The 16522-nt window shown below is 31.3% G+C and carries 19 protein-coding genes; 4 read left to right on the plus strand and 15 right to left on the minus strand.

Annotated elements, in window-relative coordinates; all coding sequences use genetic code 11:
- The first annotated feature begins 446 nt into the window (after nucleotides 1-446).
- On the plus strand, nucleotides 447-608 hold the full coding sequence (gene vraX / locus AC1RRU_RS06835) for a C1q-binding complement inhibitor VraX (protein WP_016931404.1): 162 nt from the start codon (nucleotides 447-449) through the stop codon (nucleotides 606-608).
- Nucleotides 609-900: 292 nt separating this feature from the next.
- Here the strand turns inward: vraX and AC1RRU_RS06840 are convergent, their stop codons facing one another.
- The 13 genes from AC1RRU_RS06840 to hxlA all read right to left on the minus strand — a co-directional run bounded on the left by AC1RRU_RS06840 (nucleotide 901) and on the right by hxlA (nucleotide 12192).
- Nucleotides 901-1179 carry a hypothetical protein gene (locus AC1RRU_RS06840; protein ID WP_002488040.1) on the minus strand — a complete coding sequence of 93 codons (279 nt, stop codon included), beginning with the start codon at nucleotides 1177-1179 and terminating at the stop codon, nucleotides 901-903.
- On the minus strand, nucleotides 1169-1549 hold the full coding sequence (locus AC1RRU_RS06845) for a hypothetical protein (RefSeq protein ID WP_016931405.1): 381 nt from the start codon (nucleotides 1547-1549) through the stop codon (nucleotides 1169-1171). Before AC1RRU_RS06845 ends, AC1RRU_RS06840 begins: the two co-directional genes overlap by 11 nt.
- Complete coding sequence (locus AC1RRU_RS06850) at nucleotides 1518-2663, minus strand: thiolase family protein (RefSeq protein ID WP_029376697.1); 1146 nt, start codon at nucleotides 2661-2663, stop codon at nucleotides 1518-1520. The genes AC1RRU_RS06845 and AC1RRU_RS06850 overlap by 32 nt, the downstream gene beginning before the upstream one ends.
- Nucleotides 2663-4045 carry an AMP-binding protein gene (locus tag AC1RRU_RS06855; RefSeq protein ID WP_070855420.1) on the minus strand — a complete coding sequence of 461 codons (1383 nt, stop codon included), beginning with the start codon at nucleotides 4043-4045 and terminating at the stop codon, nucleotides 2663-2665. Before AC1RRU_RS06855 ends, AC1RRU_RS06850 begins: the two co-directional genes overlap by 1 nt.
- Before the next feature lie 119 nt (nucleotides 4046-4164).
- Nucleotides 4165-7455, minus strand: coding sequence for a CapA family protein (locus AC1RRU_RS06860; protein ID WP_019834872.1), 3291 nt, complete (start codon nucleotides 7453-7455; stop codon nucleotides 4165-4167).
- 557 nt (nucleotides 7456-8012) lie between these two features.
- On the minus strand, nucleotides 8013-8258 hold the full coding sequence (locus AC1RRU_RS06865) for a metallophosphoesterase family protein (RefSeq protein ID WP_110709625.1): 246 nt from the start codon (nucleotides 8256-8258) through the stop codon (nucleotides 8013-8015).
- A complete protein-coding gene (locus AC1RRU_RS06870) occupies nucleotides 8252-9031 on the minus strand; it encodes a hypothetical protein (protein ID WP_053026382.1) in 780 nt (259 codons plus the stop codon). The genes AC1RRU_RS06865 and AC1RRU_RS06870 overlap by 7 nt, the downstream gene beginning before the upstream one ends.
- A complete protein-coding gene (locus tag AC1RRU_RS06875; protein ID WP_240557274.1) occupies nucleotides 8980-9786 on the minus strand; it encodes a hypothetical protein in 807 nt (268 codons plus the stop codon). The genes AC1RRU_RS06870 and AC1RRU_RS06875 overlap by 52 nt, the downstream gene beginning before the upstream one ends.
- Nucleotides 9787-9863: 77 nt before the next feature.
- Nucleotides 9864-10082, minus strand: coding sequence for a hypothetical protein (locus AC1RRU_RS06880; RefSeq protein WP_053026383.1), 219 nt, complete (start codon nucleotides 10080-10082; stop codon nucleotides 9864-9866).
- A gap of 12 nt (nucleotides 10083-10094) precedes the next feature.
- Nucleotides 10095-10469, minus strand: coding sequence for a hypothetical protein (locus AC1RRU_RS06885; protein WP_131566080.1), 375 nt, complete (start codon nucleotides 10467-10469; stop codon nucleotides 10095-10097).
- Nucleotides 10470-10568: 99 nt separating this feature from the next.
- The gene (locus AC1RRU_RS06890) at nucleotides 10569-10769 is read right to left on the minus strand and encodes a hypothetical protein (RefSeq protein WP_070855422.1); all 201 of its coding nucleotides are present in this window, start codon (nucleotides 10767-10769) and stop codon (nucleotides 10569-10571) included.
- 240 nt (nucleotides 10770-11009) lie between these two features.
- Entirely contained in the window at nucleotides 11010-11558 is a 549-nt protein-coding gene (gene hxlB, locus AC1RRU_RS06895) for a 6-phospho-3-hexuloisomerase (protein WP_066032103.1), read from the minus strand.
- Nucleotide 11559: 1 nt separating this feature from the next.
- Nucleotides 11560-12192, minus strand: a complete 633-nt coding sequence (hxlA, locus tag AC1RRU_RS06900) for a 3-hexulose-6-phosphate synthase (RefSeq protein ID WP_019834869.1) — start codon at nucleotides 12190-12192, stop codon at nucleotides 11560-11562.
- A 185-nt stretch (nucleotides 12193-12377) separates the two neighbouring features.
- Here hxlA and AC1RRU_RS06905 point away from each other — a divergent pair, with 185 nt between their 5' ends.
- From AC1RRU_RS06905 to folE2, 3 genes are read left to right on the plus strand one after another with little or no spacing between them, the layout of a single operon-like run.
- On the plus strand, nucleotides 12378-12740 hold the full coding sequence (locus AC1RRU_RS06905) for a YojF family protein (protein ID WP_002488035.1): 363 nt from the start codon (nucleotides 12378-12380) through the stop codon (nucleotides 12738-12740).
- Nucleotides 12741-12753: 13 nt separating this feature from the next.
- The gene (gene bshB2 / locus AC1RRU_RS06910) at nucleotides 12754-13419 is read left to right on the plus strand and encodes a bacillithiol biosynthesis deacetylase BshB2 (protein WP_070855426.1); all 666 of its coding nucleotides are present in this window, start codon (nucleotides 12754-12756) and stop codon (nucleotides 13417-13419) included.
- 27 nt (nucleotides 13420-13446) lie between these two features.
- Nucleotides 13447-14325, plus strand: coding sequence for a GTP cyclohydrolase FolE2 (gene folE2, locus AC1RRU_RS06915; protein ID WP_493196484.1), 879 nt, complete (start codon nucleotides 13447-13449; stop codon nucleotides 14323-14325).
- 52 nt (nucleotides 14326-14377) lie between these two features.
- Here folE2 and AC1RRU_RS06920 read toward each other — a convergent pair whose 3' ends face one another.
- On the minus strand, nucleotides 14378-15994 hold the full coding sequence (locus AC1RRU_RS06920; RefSeq protein ID WP_070581330.1) for a poly(glycerol-phosphate) alpha-glucosyltransferase: 1617 nt from the start codon (nucleotides 15992-15994) through the stop codon (nucleotides 14378-14380).
- A gap of 124 nt (nucleotides 15995-16118) precedes the next feature.
- Nucleotides 16119-16522, minus strand: a 404-nt coding sequence (locus AC1RRU_RS06925; RefSeq protein WP_493196485.1) for an LPXTG cell wall anchor domain-containing protein, incomplete at its 5' end; no start/stop codon positions are given.

Here is a 16522-nt window from a genome sequence, read left to right on the forward strand (position 1 = left end):
TGTCTGTACTGCATTTTTGAAAAAAATGCTAGTACTTCTTATGCAAAAGACACTAGTCTTTTGTAATCCTTAATTAGACGTCATTGTCCTTCCCCGACACCCCAACTCGCGTTGATCGTTGACTTTCTTTTTGAAAGTCTCTTTGTCGGGGCCCCAGCATTAGAGTTGAAAGAAACTCATCAGCATACTTTCAATTCAATCAGCTACTGTCTGTACTGCATTTTTAAAGAAATATAAGCACTTCTAAAGCTTTTAATCTTGTGTATGATAGTTTGGTCACACTAGGATTAAAAGCTTTTCTTATATCTTCATTATCTTCTAGGTATTTAGTCGTAGTATGCTCTACACAGTCCGTTGCAGTAAAAGTTAGTACCATAGACTCATGTTTTTTATAATCAAATCCATTACTATATTAAGTGTAGAGAGACAAAGGAGGAATTAACAACATGATTATCTACAAGCAAAATATAGAAAACGGTATCCCAATATACGAAATCATTACAAAGACCTTCAAGACGATTACGGTAAAATTCGATGAAACGTTTAGTAAAAATGACATCTATAAATTTCTCTCTCTACTAGAAAGTGACGTTGATAACATGAATTAAGTTATTCATCACATTTCAAAAATTAAAAAGTGTTTTTCGTAATTGAATACGAAAACAAACGAATATTTCAAAATCTTTTTTAAAGTTAAGATGCCCCTAATACTCAAAACTTTAAAAAGTCATTAATGATTCAAAAGCTCACCCTAATAAAATAGCGTTAATGTTAGCCAAGAATGTCCCCTTTTGGAAACTTAGAGAGAAACTTTAAGTTATACTAACATTAACGCTATATCTTTATAATATTGTTTCTTTTTTAACACCTATGATGGGTTATCAACGATTAAATAAATAATTATAAATCAGTATGATTACTTTTTTTAGTAATAACTATTTTTTCTTCACCATTTAAACCAAAGACGTTTATTTCATTATGACTCACTTTTTTGAAGGTCACTTCTTCATCTATATCTATAGTCCTTTTATACTTAACATTAAATTGTGTCCACTCTATTTGAAAATACGCTAATACACAATCCACTACCAGTTGACCAGGAACAATGGTTGAATGAAGCTCATTTTTATCATTAACAAGTCGAAGGTAATGACTTACTTTATCATGACTAAACTTCATCATTTACCTCCTTTTTTATAAACGTTTGTCTAATAAATATACATTGTCTATTATCTTTATATATTTTTAACTCGTAGATATATTGGATATATGTTTTAAACTTTTTCGTACTTTTATGTGTTAAGTACGCCTCGTATTTTAGCCTACATTTTAATGGTTCAAATTCTTCACATGTTGTTCGCACAAGAAGAATATGTTCTTGTTCAAACTTTTGAAACAACTTAAATTTTGGCCAGACGTTTGCACACATGAGTAAAGGCACCACGCCTTTATACGTTCTTTCAACTACTTCGCAATACGCTCTTACTTCTTGTTCACTAAAATATATTTCTATTTTCTCACAAGCCCCATCGTTCGAAGAGTATCGCATTCCCCATTCCTCCTCCAATCCCCATCGTAGCAACTCCCCGCTTCCAATGTGTCATATTTAATAACCTAGTGATTAACGCTACGCCACTTGCGCTATAAGGATGACCAGACGCAATGGCTCCACCCCACTGATTGACTTGATTAATATTTAATTTTAACTCTTGAATTGAAGCTAAAACTTGTGAACTAAATGCCTCATTAAGTTCTATTGCATCAATGTCACTTATTTTTAAATTTTGTTTTTTAAGTAATTTTGTTACGGCAGGCACTGGTCCAATACCGAGTCGTTTCGGATTGACACCTATTGTCACTGCATCTGTAAACATCATTCCCTCTGATATTCCGTATTGTAATGCCGTTTCTTGATTCATAACGAGTGCAAGCGCAGCGCCGTCATTTTTCATACAACTATTTCCAACCGTTACTGTTCCGTTAGCTAGTAAAGGACGTAATCGATTTAATCGTTGTTCAGTAAGTGTTGGCTTAATACTTTCATCTTTATCAAATAAATGACCTTTGATGTTTAAAGATACAATTTCATTACTTATACTTCCATTCTTATAATATTGATGTGTGAGATGATGACTACGTATCGCAAAGGCATCTTGTTGTTTACGCGTAATATGATAATATTGCGCAACATTTTCAGCTGCCTCTATCATACTTGGATCTTGACCTTTTGGTGCAAAAGAGGCACGCTCATAAAATTCTGGTAATTGTGTATCATACACTGATTGAGGGCGTTTAATCTTCCAAGGAGCACGACTCGTGCTTTCTACTCCTCCAGCTATATAAATATGACCTGCACCAGCTTGAACCATTCGACATGCATATATAATACTTTCTAACCCTGACCCACATTGACGGTCCATTGTAACACCTGGAATACTCTCAGCTAGACCTGCTTCTAATAAGGCTTTACGAGCAATATTTCCACCATTACCTACGATATTTCCAATCACTACATCATCTATATCAGGTATTATTTTAGGAAAAATTGAATTCATTTCTTCAAATAAGGGCATGAGTAATGTTTCAGGTTCTAAATGTTTCAATTTCCCACCGTATTTGCCAAAAGGTGTACGTTTCGCCCATATAATGACCGGTTGGTTCATCATTTAAAGTCTCCTTTTACATAGGCAGTACGCATTTTATTTCGAGCAACTTTGCCACTTTGGGTATATTGCATACTGTCTACTTTTATCAATTTGGAAGGTACATCATATCGTGATAGAACTTTCATAATATGTTGTCTCACAGTTTGGTACTCAAGTTCTATCGATCCTGTATATAGTAAAACCGCTATTTCCCCAAAACGTGGATGCGGTTCTCCTATAACAATTGCTTCTTCTACTCCATCAATATTTTTTATCATTTGTTCAATAACTTGAGGATAAACATTTTTACCTCCAATAATTAATCGTTCATTTTGACGACTCACTAAATATAATTGATTATCTTTAATATAAGCGTAATCGCCTGTTTTAATCCATGTTTCAGGTAATACGACAGATTGATTTACATATCCAGAGAATATCATATTACTTTTTACATTTAATAACCCTATATGATTCTTGTCTTTTTCCTCTAAACCAATCGTTACATTTTGAAATATGTATCCCACTGAATCAACAGAAGCTTTACGGTTAATGTTATAACTAATAAAACTTGCTTCTGACGTTCCAAAAAATTCAATAATATTAGCATGCTGAAATGTTTCGGCTATACGCTTAAACAACGAAGAAGAAAGTTTCGCGCCACTACTTAAAATAGTTGTTAAATGTAGGTGATCGTGATTTATTTTTGTTATTGCATGTAGCATTGTTGGAACGAGAAATAATGCGCTATTTGTTGTTTGTTGTTTCATTTTGCTAACGAGCTTAGTCGCATTAAAACGGGTTTGTCCAATAAATGTTCTCCCTGTATATAACGCATAAATACAAGTGTATAAAGACAATGAATGTGCAAGTGGTCCCGGTGCTACAAGTATGTTTTCTTTATGACGAAGTAGCTTTTCATTTTCTTTGTATGACGCAAGCCAAGATGGCTCATTTCGATAATATGCTTTAGGTAACCCTGTTGTCCCAGATGTAAAACCAATATGTAATAGTTGATGGACTTGTGACTGCTCATTTAAATATGTTGGATATGTTTCAGAAGACTTTGTCTTTGTCAGTCTATGCTGTTCATCAACAAGATAGTCAATATGATACGTTTCAATCAGTTGATGAATTGTTACTTCAGACCATTGGTCATCTAGAAAACATGGAATACTTCCTTGTTCTAATATTGCAAAATAATTCAACATATTATGTAAAGGACTTTTACTTAACAATCCTACTCGGGACCCTTTCGGTAAATGCATGAAGACTGATTTTAATTGCTGTATTTCTGTATAAAGTTGTTGATATGTCAATACATCTTCTTCGAACGATAGTGCAATCATATCTGGTTGTTCTATTGAATAGTGATTTAATTTATTTAGTATTTCTAACATATGACCCTCTCTAAATGTTAACTGGATTAATTATTATATTAACATTATATGAAAAATAACACATAAAAAAATCACTCTAACTATTAGTTCTTTTAACTAATAATTAGAGTGTTGTTTCATCAAAGCGGTATATCGTAATAATAATGTTGGTCATAACCTTTTTTAATAGTTTCAATTGAACCGTATTGTTTAAGCATTTGACTACAATGTTTAAACTCATCTTCAGTTAAAAAACGTGGTTGCCAAAATGTTTCTTTATTATTGCTATAAATTGGATAAAGTTTCAAGGATAAGTCATTTTCAGGAGTGATAGTAAGACGTGCAATAAAACTGTATGGAGGTACAAAACGTTGATCATATTCTCCATTACTATTGAATATTCCGTTGCCGATACTATACACTACAGTAGTTCCATTAATTTTCTCAATACTTTGCATCATATGTGCACCGTGACCAATAATTAAATCTGCTCCCGCTTCTTCTAATAACTGTGCATATTCCCGTTGTTTTATCTGAACTTTACTAAAGTCGACACCCCAGTGAGCAATGACAATCACTTTAGCACCTTCTTCTTTCACTTTAGAAATTTGCTTATACAAAGAAGGATTAATACAAGCAACACCGGGTTTATTTCCTATTGCATAAAAATCGTATTCTCTATACATAGGACGTCGATACCAATATGCATTAAATATTGTATATTTTTGACCATTATAGTTAAGTACAAAAGGCTTTTCTGCTTCTTCTTGAGTATTTCCAGCACCTATTGTATATAGGTTCTCTGCTTCAAACTGTTTAATTGTTCGGTTTAATCCTTCTACGTTACAGTCCATTAAATGATTATTAGCAAGCGTGGCTAAATGAATATATTCTTTTTTTAAAGCACGAGCTGTTTCTTCCTCAGAAGCATGTAAAACATAAGGTTTACGTTGTCTTAAATAAGCATTATCATCATCAGAAATCGCTGCCTCGAAATTACATATATTAAAATCTCCTGTTTTTAAGAAATCACGAATACCATCAAAACTGTAATGTCGACCTTTAGATGTTAATGCATCATCGATATCTTTTGCTTGGCGTTTTTTAGTGTAATACTCACCAAAATAAGTATCCCCGATAATGTTCATTTCAAATGGTGATTTACGTTTCTTACGAATCGAATCACGTTTAGTATGTTTAGGATTTCCCTGTATAACTTGCATAATTGAATTATAAATTAATTCATCTCTATGAAACGCATCTTTAGCACCTAACACGACTGTAATATATTCTTCACCATTTATTTTAGACAATACTGTACCGATAGAGTGATCTTGACCGTAGAAGAAACCATGCGTAATCATTCCATAATTAAACAAATTAGATTCAGATTTATAAAACTTATCTTTGAACACATAATTATTTTTTGTTAGCATATCTTTAATAAAAGGATATTTATTAAATAATAATTTACTTGCTAAATATAAATCATTCAAACTTAATTCTTGTATCTTATTACTTATTCTTCTTCCCGTTATATTCAGTGCACTTCTCGGATTTGCTCCTATTTCTTTAGTAGTTTCTTTTATATATTTCAAACTACCACTATTACTTCCTATAACTGTATTTGCTAGCATTAAAATAGCATTCGGCGAGGCAGTAACAATAGCTGAAGTCAATAGTTGATTTAAAGTAATTTCATCTTTTTCATTTAATGGAATTGACCTTGGCTTTTTACTTTCTCTAATTGCTTGTTTGTCAGGCTTATATATATCACTAAGTGATAATTTTTTTGAGAAAATTAAATCAAGAACATGATGAATAATTAAAATACCACCTAATCCTTGGTTTTGAATTACATCTTGATTCCCGATATAAGCAACTTTCTCATTTGTTTTTACACTAAAAGTTGCTACTCCGTAACCTTTACTAGAACCTTTATGTGCATTAACTTTATGGGTAGTATTTGAATTAGCATATAAAATGAGATGTTTTTTTACATTTTTAAAATTACTATTTCTTACTGATCCTTTAATTAATATTAAATCATCATCTTCTATAATATTAGCAACTTCGTATGCTAGTAGCTCTGCACTTTCATAATATCCACCTATCATACGTTTAGGTAATTTTTTCATAGTATACTTCATTTCTTTACCATGCCCATAAACTAAATCAATATTTGAATTAATTAGTTCTTCCGCAATAAGCTCATGTTGGCGTTTTGCTTCTTTTTCATTCTTATCTAATCCAATTATTCTACCTAAAATCGCAATAGTTTTACCTTTATAAAAACGAGATTTAGTTTTTAAAACTTTAATACCTTCAAGCATTGATATTCCCATTGCATTCCATGAATCATTAATTAACGTATATGTAACACTATTATTTTTTTTGTAATGCTCAAAATTTTGTACACCATTGTTAGGTTGATAATTTTCTAATTTATACATAATACTTTCAAGTGGGATATCTAATAATTTTATTATCGTCAAAACACCAATAATATTCTCAATCATTGCTTTACCAGATAGAAAAGTGTTAAATGATACTGGTTCACCTAATATAGAAGCTTCAACATGAGTATAGTCTTTATACTCCTCAAACCTTTCAATAATCGAGTCTGACTCATTATTAAAACCATAAGTCACTATATTCTTATTATATTTTTCTATCGTACTTTTAACAGTGAAATATTCATTCATATCTCTATTTAATATTACTTTCCCATTATGATGCATACCTTCAGCGATTTTAGACTTTAGAATAGCTGTTTCATATGGTGTTTTATTTTGTCCACCATCTATTGACGTTATTAATGCTAAATCTGGAATATATGTTTTTGCTATTCCTCCGCTTTTCATCCATAAACTCGATATTGCCATTTCAAGAACTAAATAATCAGGGTTGTTAATCGCATTAGCAACCGTAAGAGGCACTCCAGTTCTTGTATTATGATTCCCTCTAGTGGAATTAACTGTATGATTCACTTCTAACAATTCATTTAGTAAAGTTTTACATGTAGATTTACCAGCGGTACCAGTAATTCCTATCATTTTTCCTTTAAATAAGGAAAATGAAAATTCCCCTAGTTTTTTTATTGCACTATAGGTATCTTTCATAATAAATTGTGGAATATCTTCATCTAAATATTCAATCGGTCTACTGGCTATTACGCCACTCATAAAATATTTGTATTCTTCTAAATTGTTATGTGTATCTTCCCATCCAGCATAAACGCCAGTATTTCCAGATCCTTTATGCCATGTTTCTGAATCAATAGCTATAAATAAAGTTTTATAACCTTTTTGACAATATTTCATCATTTGTTGTTTATTAATATCTATATTATCAACGTACCACTCTTCTTTTGGTTCTCGATACCAGTAACCTTCTAGTAATTGTTCAATTCGTTCTTTATCATAAATCATAAGTTCTCTCCTCTCTAAATTTTATAATTTATTTATATAAAAATATTAAAATAGTATTGATTGTCATGTTCATAGATATATTAGGTAACATTCCGTATTTTTTCAGTAGAGTATAACAATGATTAAATCTTTTTTGTCAACAAATCTTGGTTGGCATAGTGTTGCATGATTATTCGTATAAATCGGATAAAGTTTCAATTCAATTGTATGATTAGGATTCACATTAACTTGCGTTATTAAACTATACGGAGGTTGTATAGTTTCTCTTGTATCATCATCACTATTAAAGATACACACACCTATATCATAAAGCACTGTTGTTTGGTTTATTTATTCAATACCTTTCATATTACGACCACCATGTCCAATGATAATATCTGCGCCTGCTTTACTTAATCTTTGAGCAAGAATATGTTGTCTTATATCATTTTCATTAGTCTGGGTTTTTACTCCTCAATGAGCAATAACGATGATTTTGGTTGTTTCATCTTCTCGTTTTGCTATGCTCATCCGCTCATAGATAAATGAATTTAAACATGCAATACCATTCTCATTTATTATAGCATAACGACTAAAAAACAATAATTATCAGACTGATAAAAGTGCGCATTAAAAATCATATACCTTTGATTATTAACATAAATAACGAATGGGTTTTCAGCATCAATCTGTTTATTTTTTGAACTAATATTATAGATATCATATGCTTCTAATAACTCTAACGTACAATCTAATTTTTCTTCACTATCCAGTATATGTGGACTTGCTAATGAAACTAAATCAATATCCTCTTGTTTTAATATTTCAAGCGTATTTTTTCATTAGAATATCTTACATCTTTTAAACGCTGCTCTAAGCATGTGTTTTCAATATTAAATATTGGTGTTTCTAACATACATATATTGAAGTCCGCTCCTTCTAGTAATGGTCTAATCTCCTTAAAACTATGCGATGGAGTCCCATGTATTAAAAAGTTATTTAAGCTTTCATCATTTGTACGATTCACATATGAATCAGTAAAATAAGTATCGTCTAATAAATTTATTTTATAAGTCGATTTTCTTATTTTTCTAATATTTTCTAATTTTGTTTTTTGAATATCAGAATTCATTATTTTAGATAATGTTTGATATATCATAGCATCTCTATGGAATGCACTTCTAATTCCTAAAGCAACAGTAATATAGGTTTCTCCATTAATTTTTGAACGAACAATACCAATAGAATCATTGACACCATAGAATAATCCATGCGTAATTAATCCATAATCATATAAATTACTTTTTGTTCTATATGTGCCATTTTTAAATGTATAACTAGAAAGAGATAGTATATCTCTTACAGCTGGATAATTCGTAAACAATAAGTTACCTATCATAAACAAGTTATCTAAAGTTAATTTTTGAAGTCTACCTTCTACTGGTTCACCAGTAATATTTTCTGCAATAGAACTGTTTATACCTAAATCATTTACTATGCTTTTAACCATTTTCACTAGACCTAATACACTATTTGCCAACATAATTAATGCATTAGAAGCGTCATTAATGATTGCTGCTGATAAAAGGTGTTCCAAAGTAACTTCGTCATTTTTTTAAGAGGAATAGCATTTTTTAGTTGGCTTGCAGTAATTGCTTCATTATCTGGATCTGGTGTGAAGGTTTGACTTCGGTTTAATTTTTCAGTAAATAATAAGTTTAATACACGATGTATAATTAATAAATTACCTGCACTTTGATTTTGAGTCACATATTGATTACCATATTGAGCAACCTTTTCTCCTGTTTTCATATTAAAAGTCGCTGCACCATATCCCTCACTAGGAGGCATAACATCTTTAATATTTAAAGGTTCAATAGGCTGTGTCGCATATTTAATAATTAAATCTTGTAATAATGACCATTCTTTTGAAGACTCATTACCTTTAATTAAAATATTATCCTCATTTTTTAAAATAGCCGCTGTTACTTGTGCCAATTGATTAACAGATGTATATACCCCTACTACTTTTATTTCAGGCAAATATTTTAAGCAGTATGACATTTCCTCCCCAAATCCAATGACTAAATCAATATCAGATTGAAGTATTTCTTCTGCTAATACTTGATATTGACTCTCTTCATTTTCCATAGTTAGTCCGGAAATACCCCCAATAATGACAATAGTTCTCCCATTTGAAATAATACGTTGTTTATGTAACATGCTTAATAAATCAACCATTCCCTCTATAGTTGGTAGAGCATCGCTGTCTACAATATTATAAATATCTCCATTAAATGCGTTGTACTGAGTAGCTTGTTGATGATCTTCTAATGGTATAAAATTTTTCAAATGATTTACTACCATATAAAGAGGTATATGTAATATTTTTAGAGTGGCAAGCCCACTAAGTATGTACCGTAAATTATCTAGACCGTTAGTTTAGTTTGAAAATCTAAATTTTCTCCTATAATCTTTGCTTTAATTTGTGAATATTCTCCTAACTGCCTATTTCTCATAATAAAAACATCTGAATTAGGAATAATTCCATAAGTAATTTTATTTAATTTTAATCTTTCTATTTTAGAATAAATTTTTTCAACACCCTCACTATCACCATCTAAAACAACAATGCTATCAACAAACATATTTTCAAGGAGTCAAGTGTATAATTCTACATTATTATCTATTGTTTGATTTTTTGTTTCTTCTATAGAAGAAATAATAGAAATATCTGGAATATACTTATCAAATTGCTGTGGATTTGATATTAATGCACGATTGCTTGCATTAGAAATAATATACTCTGTGTGTTCAGATGTACTTGCTAAAGCTATTAACATGTTAAGACTTACAAGCTCTTTTTTCTTAATTACTATTTGATTCTTATTTTTTAATAGTAGTTCTTCAAATAATGCATTAATCACATAAATGCCCTTATTATTCGTACCAACAGTAGCGATTAAAGTAGCATCAGACGTATCATATGAAGTAAGTACTAATTTATTTAGTGCATCATAAGTATCTTGTACCACGAATTGAAGAATGTCTTCATTAAGCTGAGGAATTGGAGTTTTTACGATAATACCTGAAATATATGGCAAAACATGTAAAATGGTATTATGCGTATCACTCTAATCTTCTGTATCTTTGATATGCGTATTCCAAGTATCATTATCTATTGCAATAAATAATAATTGTCGTTGATGACGATAATCTTCACGTGCTTGATCATAACTTGCTACAACATTATTAACTTGCGAGCTTTCTGAAGGTTCATTCACCCAATGACCTTCTAATATCTCCTCAATACGCTTTTTATTAAACACCATCATAAAATTCCTACCTTATAAAATTAAAATGTGTCATTAATATTTAATGTAATTGGTATATTTTAACATAATATGTATTATGCATCTTAATCATTAAATTATTACATTTTTACAATTCCATAATTCACTATTTATTATATATCTTTTTTTATTGTATATATATTTATGGTTGATTTTATTAAAATGATACACAAAAATAGGGATTTCTAAATTAGAAATCCCTACTCTCTTAATCATACTAATTTATTCTAAATTAGCATGATTGTCTTGCATTGCTTCTTCATTAATATTAAAGGCATCCATTAATCCAATCACGACACTATCTAAAAAGATGAGTGAAGATTGTTCAAATAGACTACCTAACGGCTGTTCAGAGCCTTCTGCTTCATGTTTAGTTCCTGCAGGTAAAGCAATCACTGTATCAGCGACATCGCCAATTTTAGATTCTTTTTTAGTTGTTATTAAAGCAATTTTAGCACCAACTGAATGTGCCTTTTCAGCCAATAATCTTAGGTGTTCTGTTGATCCAGAACCGGAAATAATCATTAATAAATCATGCTCTTTAATAGATGGCGTTGTTGCTTCACCTATTGCAGATGCATCTTTTCCTAGTTGGTTCAAACGCATTGCAAAGCTATTAGCAACATATCCAGAGCGACCTTTACCAGCTGTAAAGATACGAGATGCGCCAACAACTTCATTTGCAAAACGTCCATAATCATTATCATCTAGATGAGATAACGTATGATTAATCTCTTCTAATATTAAATGGTAATTATTAAAAGTTGGCATTTTATTTACCTTCAATCGCTTCACGACATTGTTTAGCTGCTTCTACAGGATCATCTGCGTTAGCAATACCGCCACCAACAATAACTAAGTCAGGTTCTTCTGCTACAATGTCTTTAATTGTTTCAGGTTTAATACCACCAGCTACGGCTACTTTAGAATTTTTAATGACTGATTTAACTGTACGTAAGCTTTCTAATGGAGATTGTCCTTCAGCTTGTAAATCATAACCAGTATGAACAGCGATATAATCAGCGCCCATTTCATCTAATTCTTTCGCACGTTTTTCTAAATCTTGTACAGCAATCATATCAACTAACAATTGTTTACCATGTTTATGTGCTTCTTCAACCGCACCTTTAATTGAAGCATCTTCTGCAACACCTAAGATAGTCACAACATCTGCGCCAAATTTAATAGCTTGGCTTACTTCATAGTCTGCTGCATCCATAATTTTTAAATCAGCTAACACTTTCGCATTATTGATATTTTCATTTAAATGTTGAACAGCTGGTAATCCTTCATTAATAACGATAGGTGTACCAATTTCTACGATATCCACATATTCTTCAACTTTTTTAGCTAATTTTGCTGCTTCTTCTTTATTTAATAAATCGATTGCTAATTGTAATTCCATTACAAACATCCTTTCGTATCATATTCATAGTAGTATAGATACCCGTGTTAAATATTTTTAAACATTTAAATCACTTCGAATTATTTTCCTTCATTTATAAATAAATTGAGCATAGATATACAATTCAGTCGTTCTTTTTAGTAAAATAGATAGATACACACATTGTATGGTTGCAAGGAGTGAACGTGTTGGAACCCATTAAAGCTGAAGAAGTACAACGATTATTAACTACATTTGAAAACAAACCTGTCTATTTGCATGTTGAAACGACGAATGGTGCATATGCTAACCATTTTGATCAACGTGTGTTTAATGCAGGTACGTTTTTACGAAATATACAAGTCACATATGAACATGCGCAACTAAAGGGCGGAGACAAAGATCCATTTCGTGTTGGATTGAAACTTCGTGATGGCGGTTGGGTATATGTGCAAGGCCTGACTCACTATGAAATCAATGATAATAATGAATTTTTAATAGCTGGATTTAATTACGAAGGACAATTGGCTGCAACGATTGAAATCAGTGAACAGCCATTCACAGTATAGAGGAGGAAGATTCATGAAAGATGAAAGACATGTACTAATGATATTTCCACATCCCGATGATGAAACCTTCTCATCTGCTGGGACAATCGCAAGTTATATCGAAAACGGGGTGCCTGTCACTTATGCCTGTCTCACATTAGGACAAATGGGACGTAATTTAGGCAATCCCCCTTTTGCTACAAGAGAGTCACTACCTTATATTCGCGAAAAAGAATTAGAAGATGCTATGAAAGTGATTGGTATTACTGATTTACGTAAAATGGGTTTAAGAGATAAAACAGTAGAATTTGAGCCACATGAGCAAATGGATGATATGGTAAAAACATTGATTGAGGAGACAAATCCATCAGTGATTATTTCATTTTATCCAAAATTTGCTGTACATCCAGACCATGAAGCAACAGCTGAAGCTGTCGTAAGAACAGTAGGACGTATGCCTAAAGAAAAGCGTCCAAGACTTCAACTCGTGGCATTCAGTAATGATGCACCGGATATTTTAGGTGAACCTGATATATTAAATGACATTAGTCAATATAAAGAGATTAAATTAAAAGCGTTTGAAGCTCATAAATCTCAAACAGGTCCTTTCTTAAAACAATTAGCTAGCCCTGAAGTTGGCGGAGAAACACAAAGTTTTCTAGAAGTCGAACCTTATTGGACGTATCATTTCGACAATTAAAATCATTAGAGGAGGTACAATAAACGAATGACTGAATTTGATTTATCTACTCGAGAAGGTCGCTGGAAACATTTTGGTTCAGTAGACCCTATCAAAGGTACAAAACCTACAACTAAAAATGAAATGACTGACTTACAAAGTACACATAAAAACTTCTTGTTTGAAATTGAAGAAGTGGGTATTAAAAATTTAGTATATCCTGTTAAAATTGATCAATTTCAAACAGCAGGTACATTTAGTTTCTCAACAAGTTTAAATAAAGATGAAAAAGGTATTAACATGAGTCGTATCTTAGAAAGTGTTGAGAAACATTATAATAATGGTTTAGAACTGGATTTCGATACACTATATCAAGTATTACGTACATTACAAGACAATATGAAACAGAATGCTGCGGGAGTAGATGTTTCAGGTAAATGGTTCTTTGATCGTTATAGTCCTGTAACTCATATCAAAGCAGTGGGTCATGCTGATGTTACTTACGGTTTAGCAATTCATAAAGATCAAGTAACGCGTAAAGAACTTACCCTCACAGCTACTGTAACAACACTTTGTCCTTGCTCTAAAGAAATTAGCGAATACTCTGCTCATAATCAACGCGGTGTTGTAACAGTAAAAGTGTATTTAGATAAAAATTCTGAAATGATAGATGATTACAAAGAAAAGATTTTAGATGCAATGGAAGCAAATGCAAGCTCTATTCTTTATCCAATTTTAAAACGTCCTGATGAAAAACGCGTAACAGAAAGTGCATATGAAAATCCACGTTTCGTTGAAGATTTAATTCGTTTAATTGCCGCAGATTTAGTAGATTTTGACTGGATTGATGGCTTTGACATTGAATGTCGAAACGAAGAATCCATTCACCAACACGATGCTTTCGCAAGACTAAAATATAGAAAATAAATAATACCCCCTATATTTAGTGAACACATACACTAAATATAAGGGGTATATTTTATTTTTTAAAAGCTTTTTGAAATTGCACATAACCTGAAATATAATGTTCAATATCATCAATTCTGACTCGATATCCATGATGTTTGATAAAGAAACTACCCAAAATACGACTTGGATTTTTAAAATACATTGCTATTTCTGGATAGAAAAATCCAACACGTTGATACTCTGCCCTTGTATAAATCACATCAATCAGTCGTTGCTCATCTATTAAATGATGAACGATATGTTCGAAATCTGTTGCCTTAGCTTTCTGTATTAATTTATAAGTTGCCATTAACATTTCTAAAAATGTTGGAAATGTCGTTTCACGTTGTTCAATATAATCTAAATGTGTATTCACATTTTTTATTCCAAATTCAAAATATTTTTCTTGAGGGTTAATTTGAACTAATTCATTTGTACAATAACCTAACCAGTGATCATGATATTGCCAATATTTTTTTTCAATGAAACGATCCATTAAATTTTCTACAGTTTTTAACCATAAATCATTTTTATCTCTTTGATATAGTCTCAACAAAGCAAGGGCTGCTTCGCCATCATAATAAATGATTCTAAATTTCTCTTTAACACTTAAATCAGGATAATTCAATAAGTGCGTCGTTTCATATGTATCTTCATCAATCATTGAAAGAATACCGTTCGCTACTTTTTGAGCAGCTTCAAGATATTTAGGGTTATTCTCATATTTCAAATATTCACATACAGCGAATATAAATGAAGCATTTTGTCCCAATTTAATTTCATTAGTGTCTTCCGTATTATCATAGACATACGCTTTATCTTCAACTTCAAGTAATTGATTTGAAATAACATAATCAATTGCTTTTTCAACAGGTTGCAAATTTTCACCTAAATATGCTAATCCCTCTATTAAGGCATATGTAGAAGATGAATGTCTTAGTATATTATAAAACCCAATTTCATTATCAAAATGTGGGAAATACCCATAAATATATTTACCATTATCTAACAACATATTTTGTAGGAAATGAGTGCTACTTTCAATTAATTGATCAATTTCACTCTCCAAATGAGCTACTTTTCTTAAACCTTTTCTATAACCATTGTTGTATAGTTCATATACTTCTTCATTATCTATAAAGAAGCCTTGTGTATAAAATTTAACAACTTCTTTTCCGTTATAAAATTCACTTGAAAACGCCTTTTTGTTAGTCGTGTATTTACGTAAATAATTATTAATATTTTTATCAGAAAGAAATAGTTCTTTAGTTGTATTATCTGGTCGAATAAAAGCATTCGCATTAATTTCTTCGGGTAAAACGACTAAATTCCATAGACTATCAAATGCGATACCAAAATCCACATAATTTCGTCGTGTATTAATCAACGCTTTTTTCAATTCGTTAAATTGAACCTTTTCAGTGGATGTAACAATATCTAATTTAATCCATTCTGGAAACTGACCCGTTTTCTTTTTAAATTTAAGTGCTAATTTCGAAATATTTTGTTTAAGATAATTCGTTTTTTTGAATAATTTAACTTGGGCTTTGATATTAGGGTTACCCAAACTTAAAAAAACATAATTATTAATTTTCGTTTTATTATTTACTGCGGTTAATAATTTTTCTATTTTATATTCAAATTCCATAGTTTCCTCCTTATTTATAACTATTTATCTTATTTCTATCAATCTATATCATAGTATTTAAAATAAAACCAGGCCATGAAGGGCCTGGTTTTAAATTTCATTGTGTAAATATGAAGTCTAACTATTATTTTTCTTCATTATTTTCGTTTTTACGACGTCTGCCAACTAAGAGTAATCCTCCAAGTGCAGCAAATAATGAACCAAATAATGTGCCATTATTTTGATCATTATTACCAGTATCAGGTAATTCGTTATTATTTGATTTATCTACTTTGTTATTATGACCTTTGTCTGAATCTGCGTCTGCATCTGAATCAGCATCTGCATCTGCGTCTGCGTCTGCGTCTGCATCTGCATCTGCATCTGAATCAGCATCTGCATCTGAGTCTGCATCTGCGTCAGCATCTGCGTCTGAGTCAGCATCTGCATCTGCATCTGCATCTGCATCTGAGTCTGCATCTGCGTCAGCATCTGCGTCTGAGTCAGCATCTGAATCTGCGTCTGCATCTGAGTCAGCATCTGCATCTG

It is taken from the genome of Staphylococcus sp. GW821-FHT11H10 (assembly GCF_058807855.1).

Coding starts and splice junctions, on each gene's coding strand:
- AC1RRU_RS06840 (WP_002488040.1), bottom strand. CDS start 1,179: ATGAAGTTTAGTCATGATAAAGTAAGTCATTACCTTCGACTTGTTAAT.
- AC1RRU_RS06890 (WP_070855422.1), bottom strand. CDS start 10,769: ATGATGGTGTTTAATAAAAAGCGTATTGAGGAGATATTAGAAGGTCAT.
- hxlB (WP_066032103.1), bottom strand. CDS start 11,558: ATGCCAACTTTTAATAATTACCATTTAATATTAGAAGAGATTAATCAT.
- AC1RRU_RS06850 (WP_029376697.1), bottom strand. CDS start 2,663: ATGAACCAACCGGTCATTATATGGGCGAAACGTACACCTTTTGGCAAA.
- bshB2 (WP_070855426.1), top strand. CDS start 12,754: ATGAAAGATGAAAGACATGTACTAATGATATTTCCACATCCCGATGAT.
- AC1RRU_RS06920 (WP_070581330.1), bottom strand. CDS start 15,994: ATGGAATTTGAATATAAAATAGAAAAATTATTAACCGCAGTAAATAAT.
- AC1RRU_RS06860 (WP_019834872.1), bottom strand. CDS start 7,455: ATGATTTATGATAAAGAACGAATTGAACAATTACTAGAAGGTTACTGG.
- AC1RRU_RS06880 (WP_053026383.1), bottom strand. CDS start 10,082: ATGTTTGTTGATAGCATTGTTGTTTTAGATGGTGATAGTGAGGGTGTT.
- folE2 (WP_493196484.1), top strand. CDS start 13,447: ATGACTGAATTTGATTTATCTACTCGAGAAGGTCGCTGGAAACATTTT.
- vraX (WP_016931404.1), top strand. CDS start 447: ATGATTATCTACAAGCAAAATATAGAAAACGGTATCCCAATATACGAA.
- hxlA (WP_019834869.1), bottom strand. CDS start 12,192: ATGGAATTACAATTAGCAATCGATTTATTAAATAAAGAAGAAGCAGCA.
- AC1RRU_RS06845 (WP_016931405.1), bottom strand. CDS start 1,549: ATGCGATACTCTTCGAACGATGGGGCTTGTGAGAAAATAGAAATATAT.
- AC1RRU_RS06855 (WP_070855420.1), bottom strand. CDS start 4,045: ATGTTAGAAATACTAAATAAATTAAATCACTATTCAATAGAACAACCA.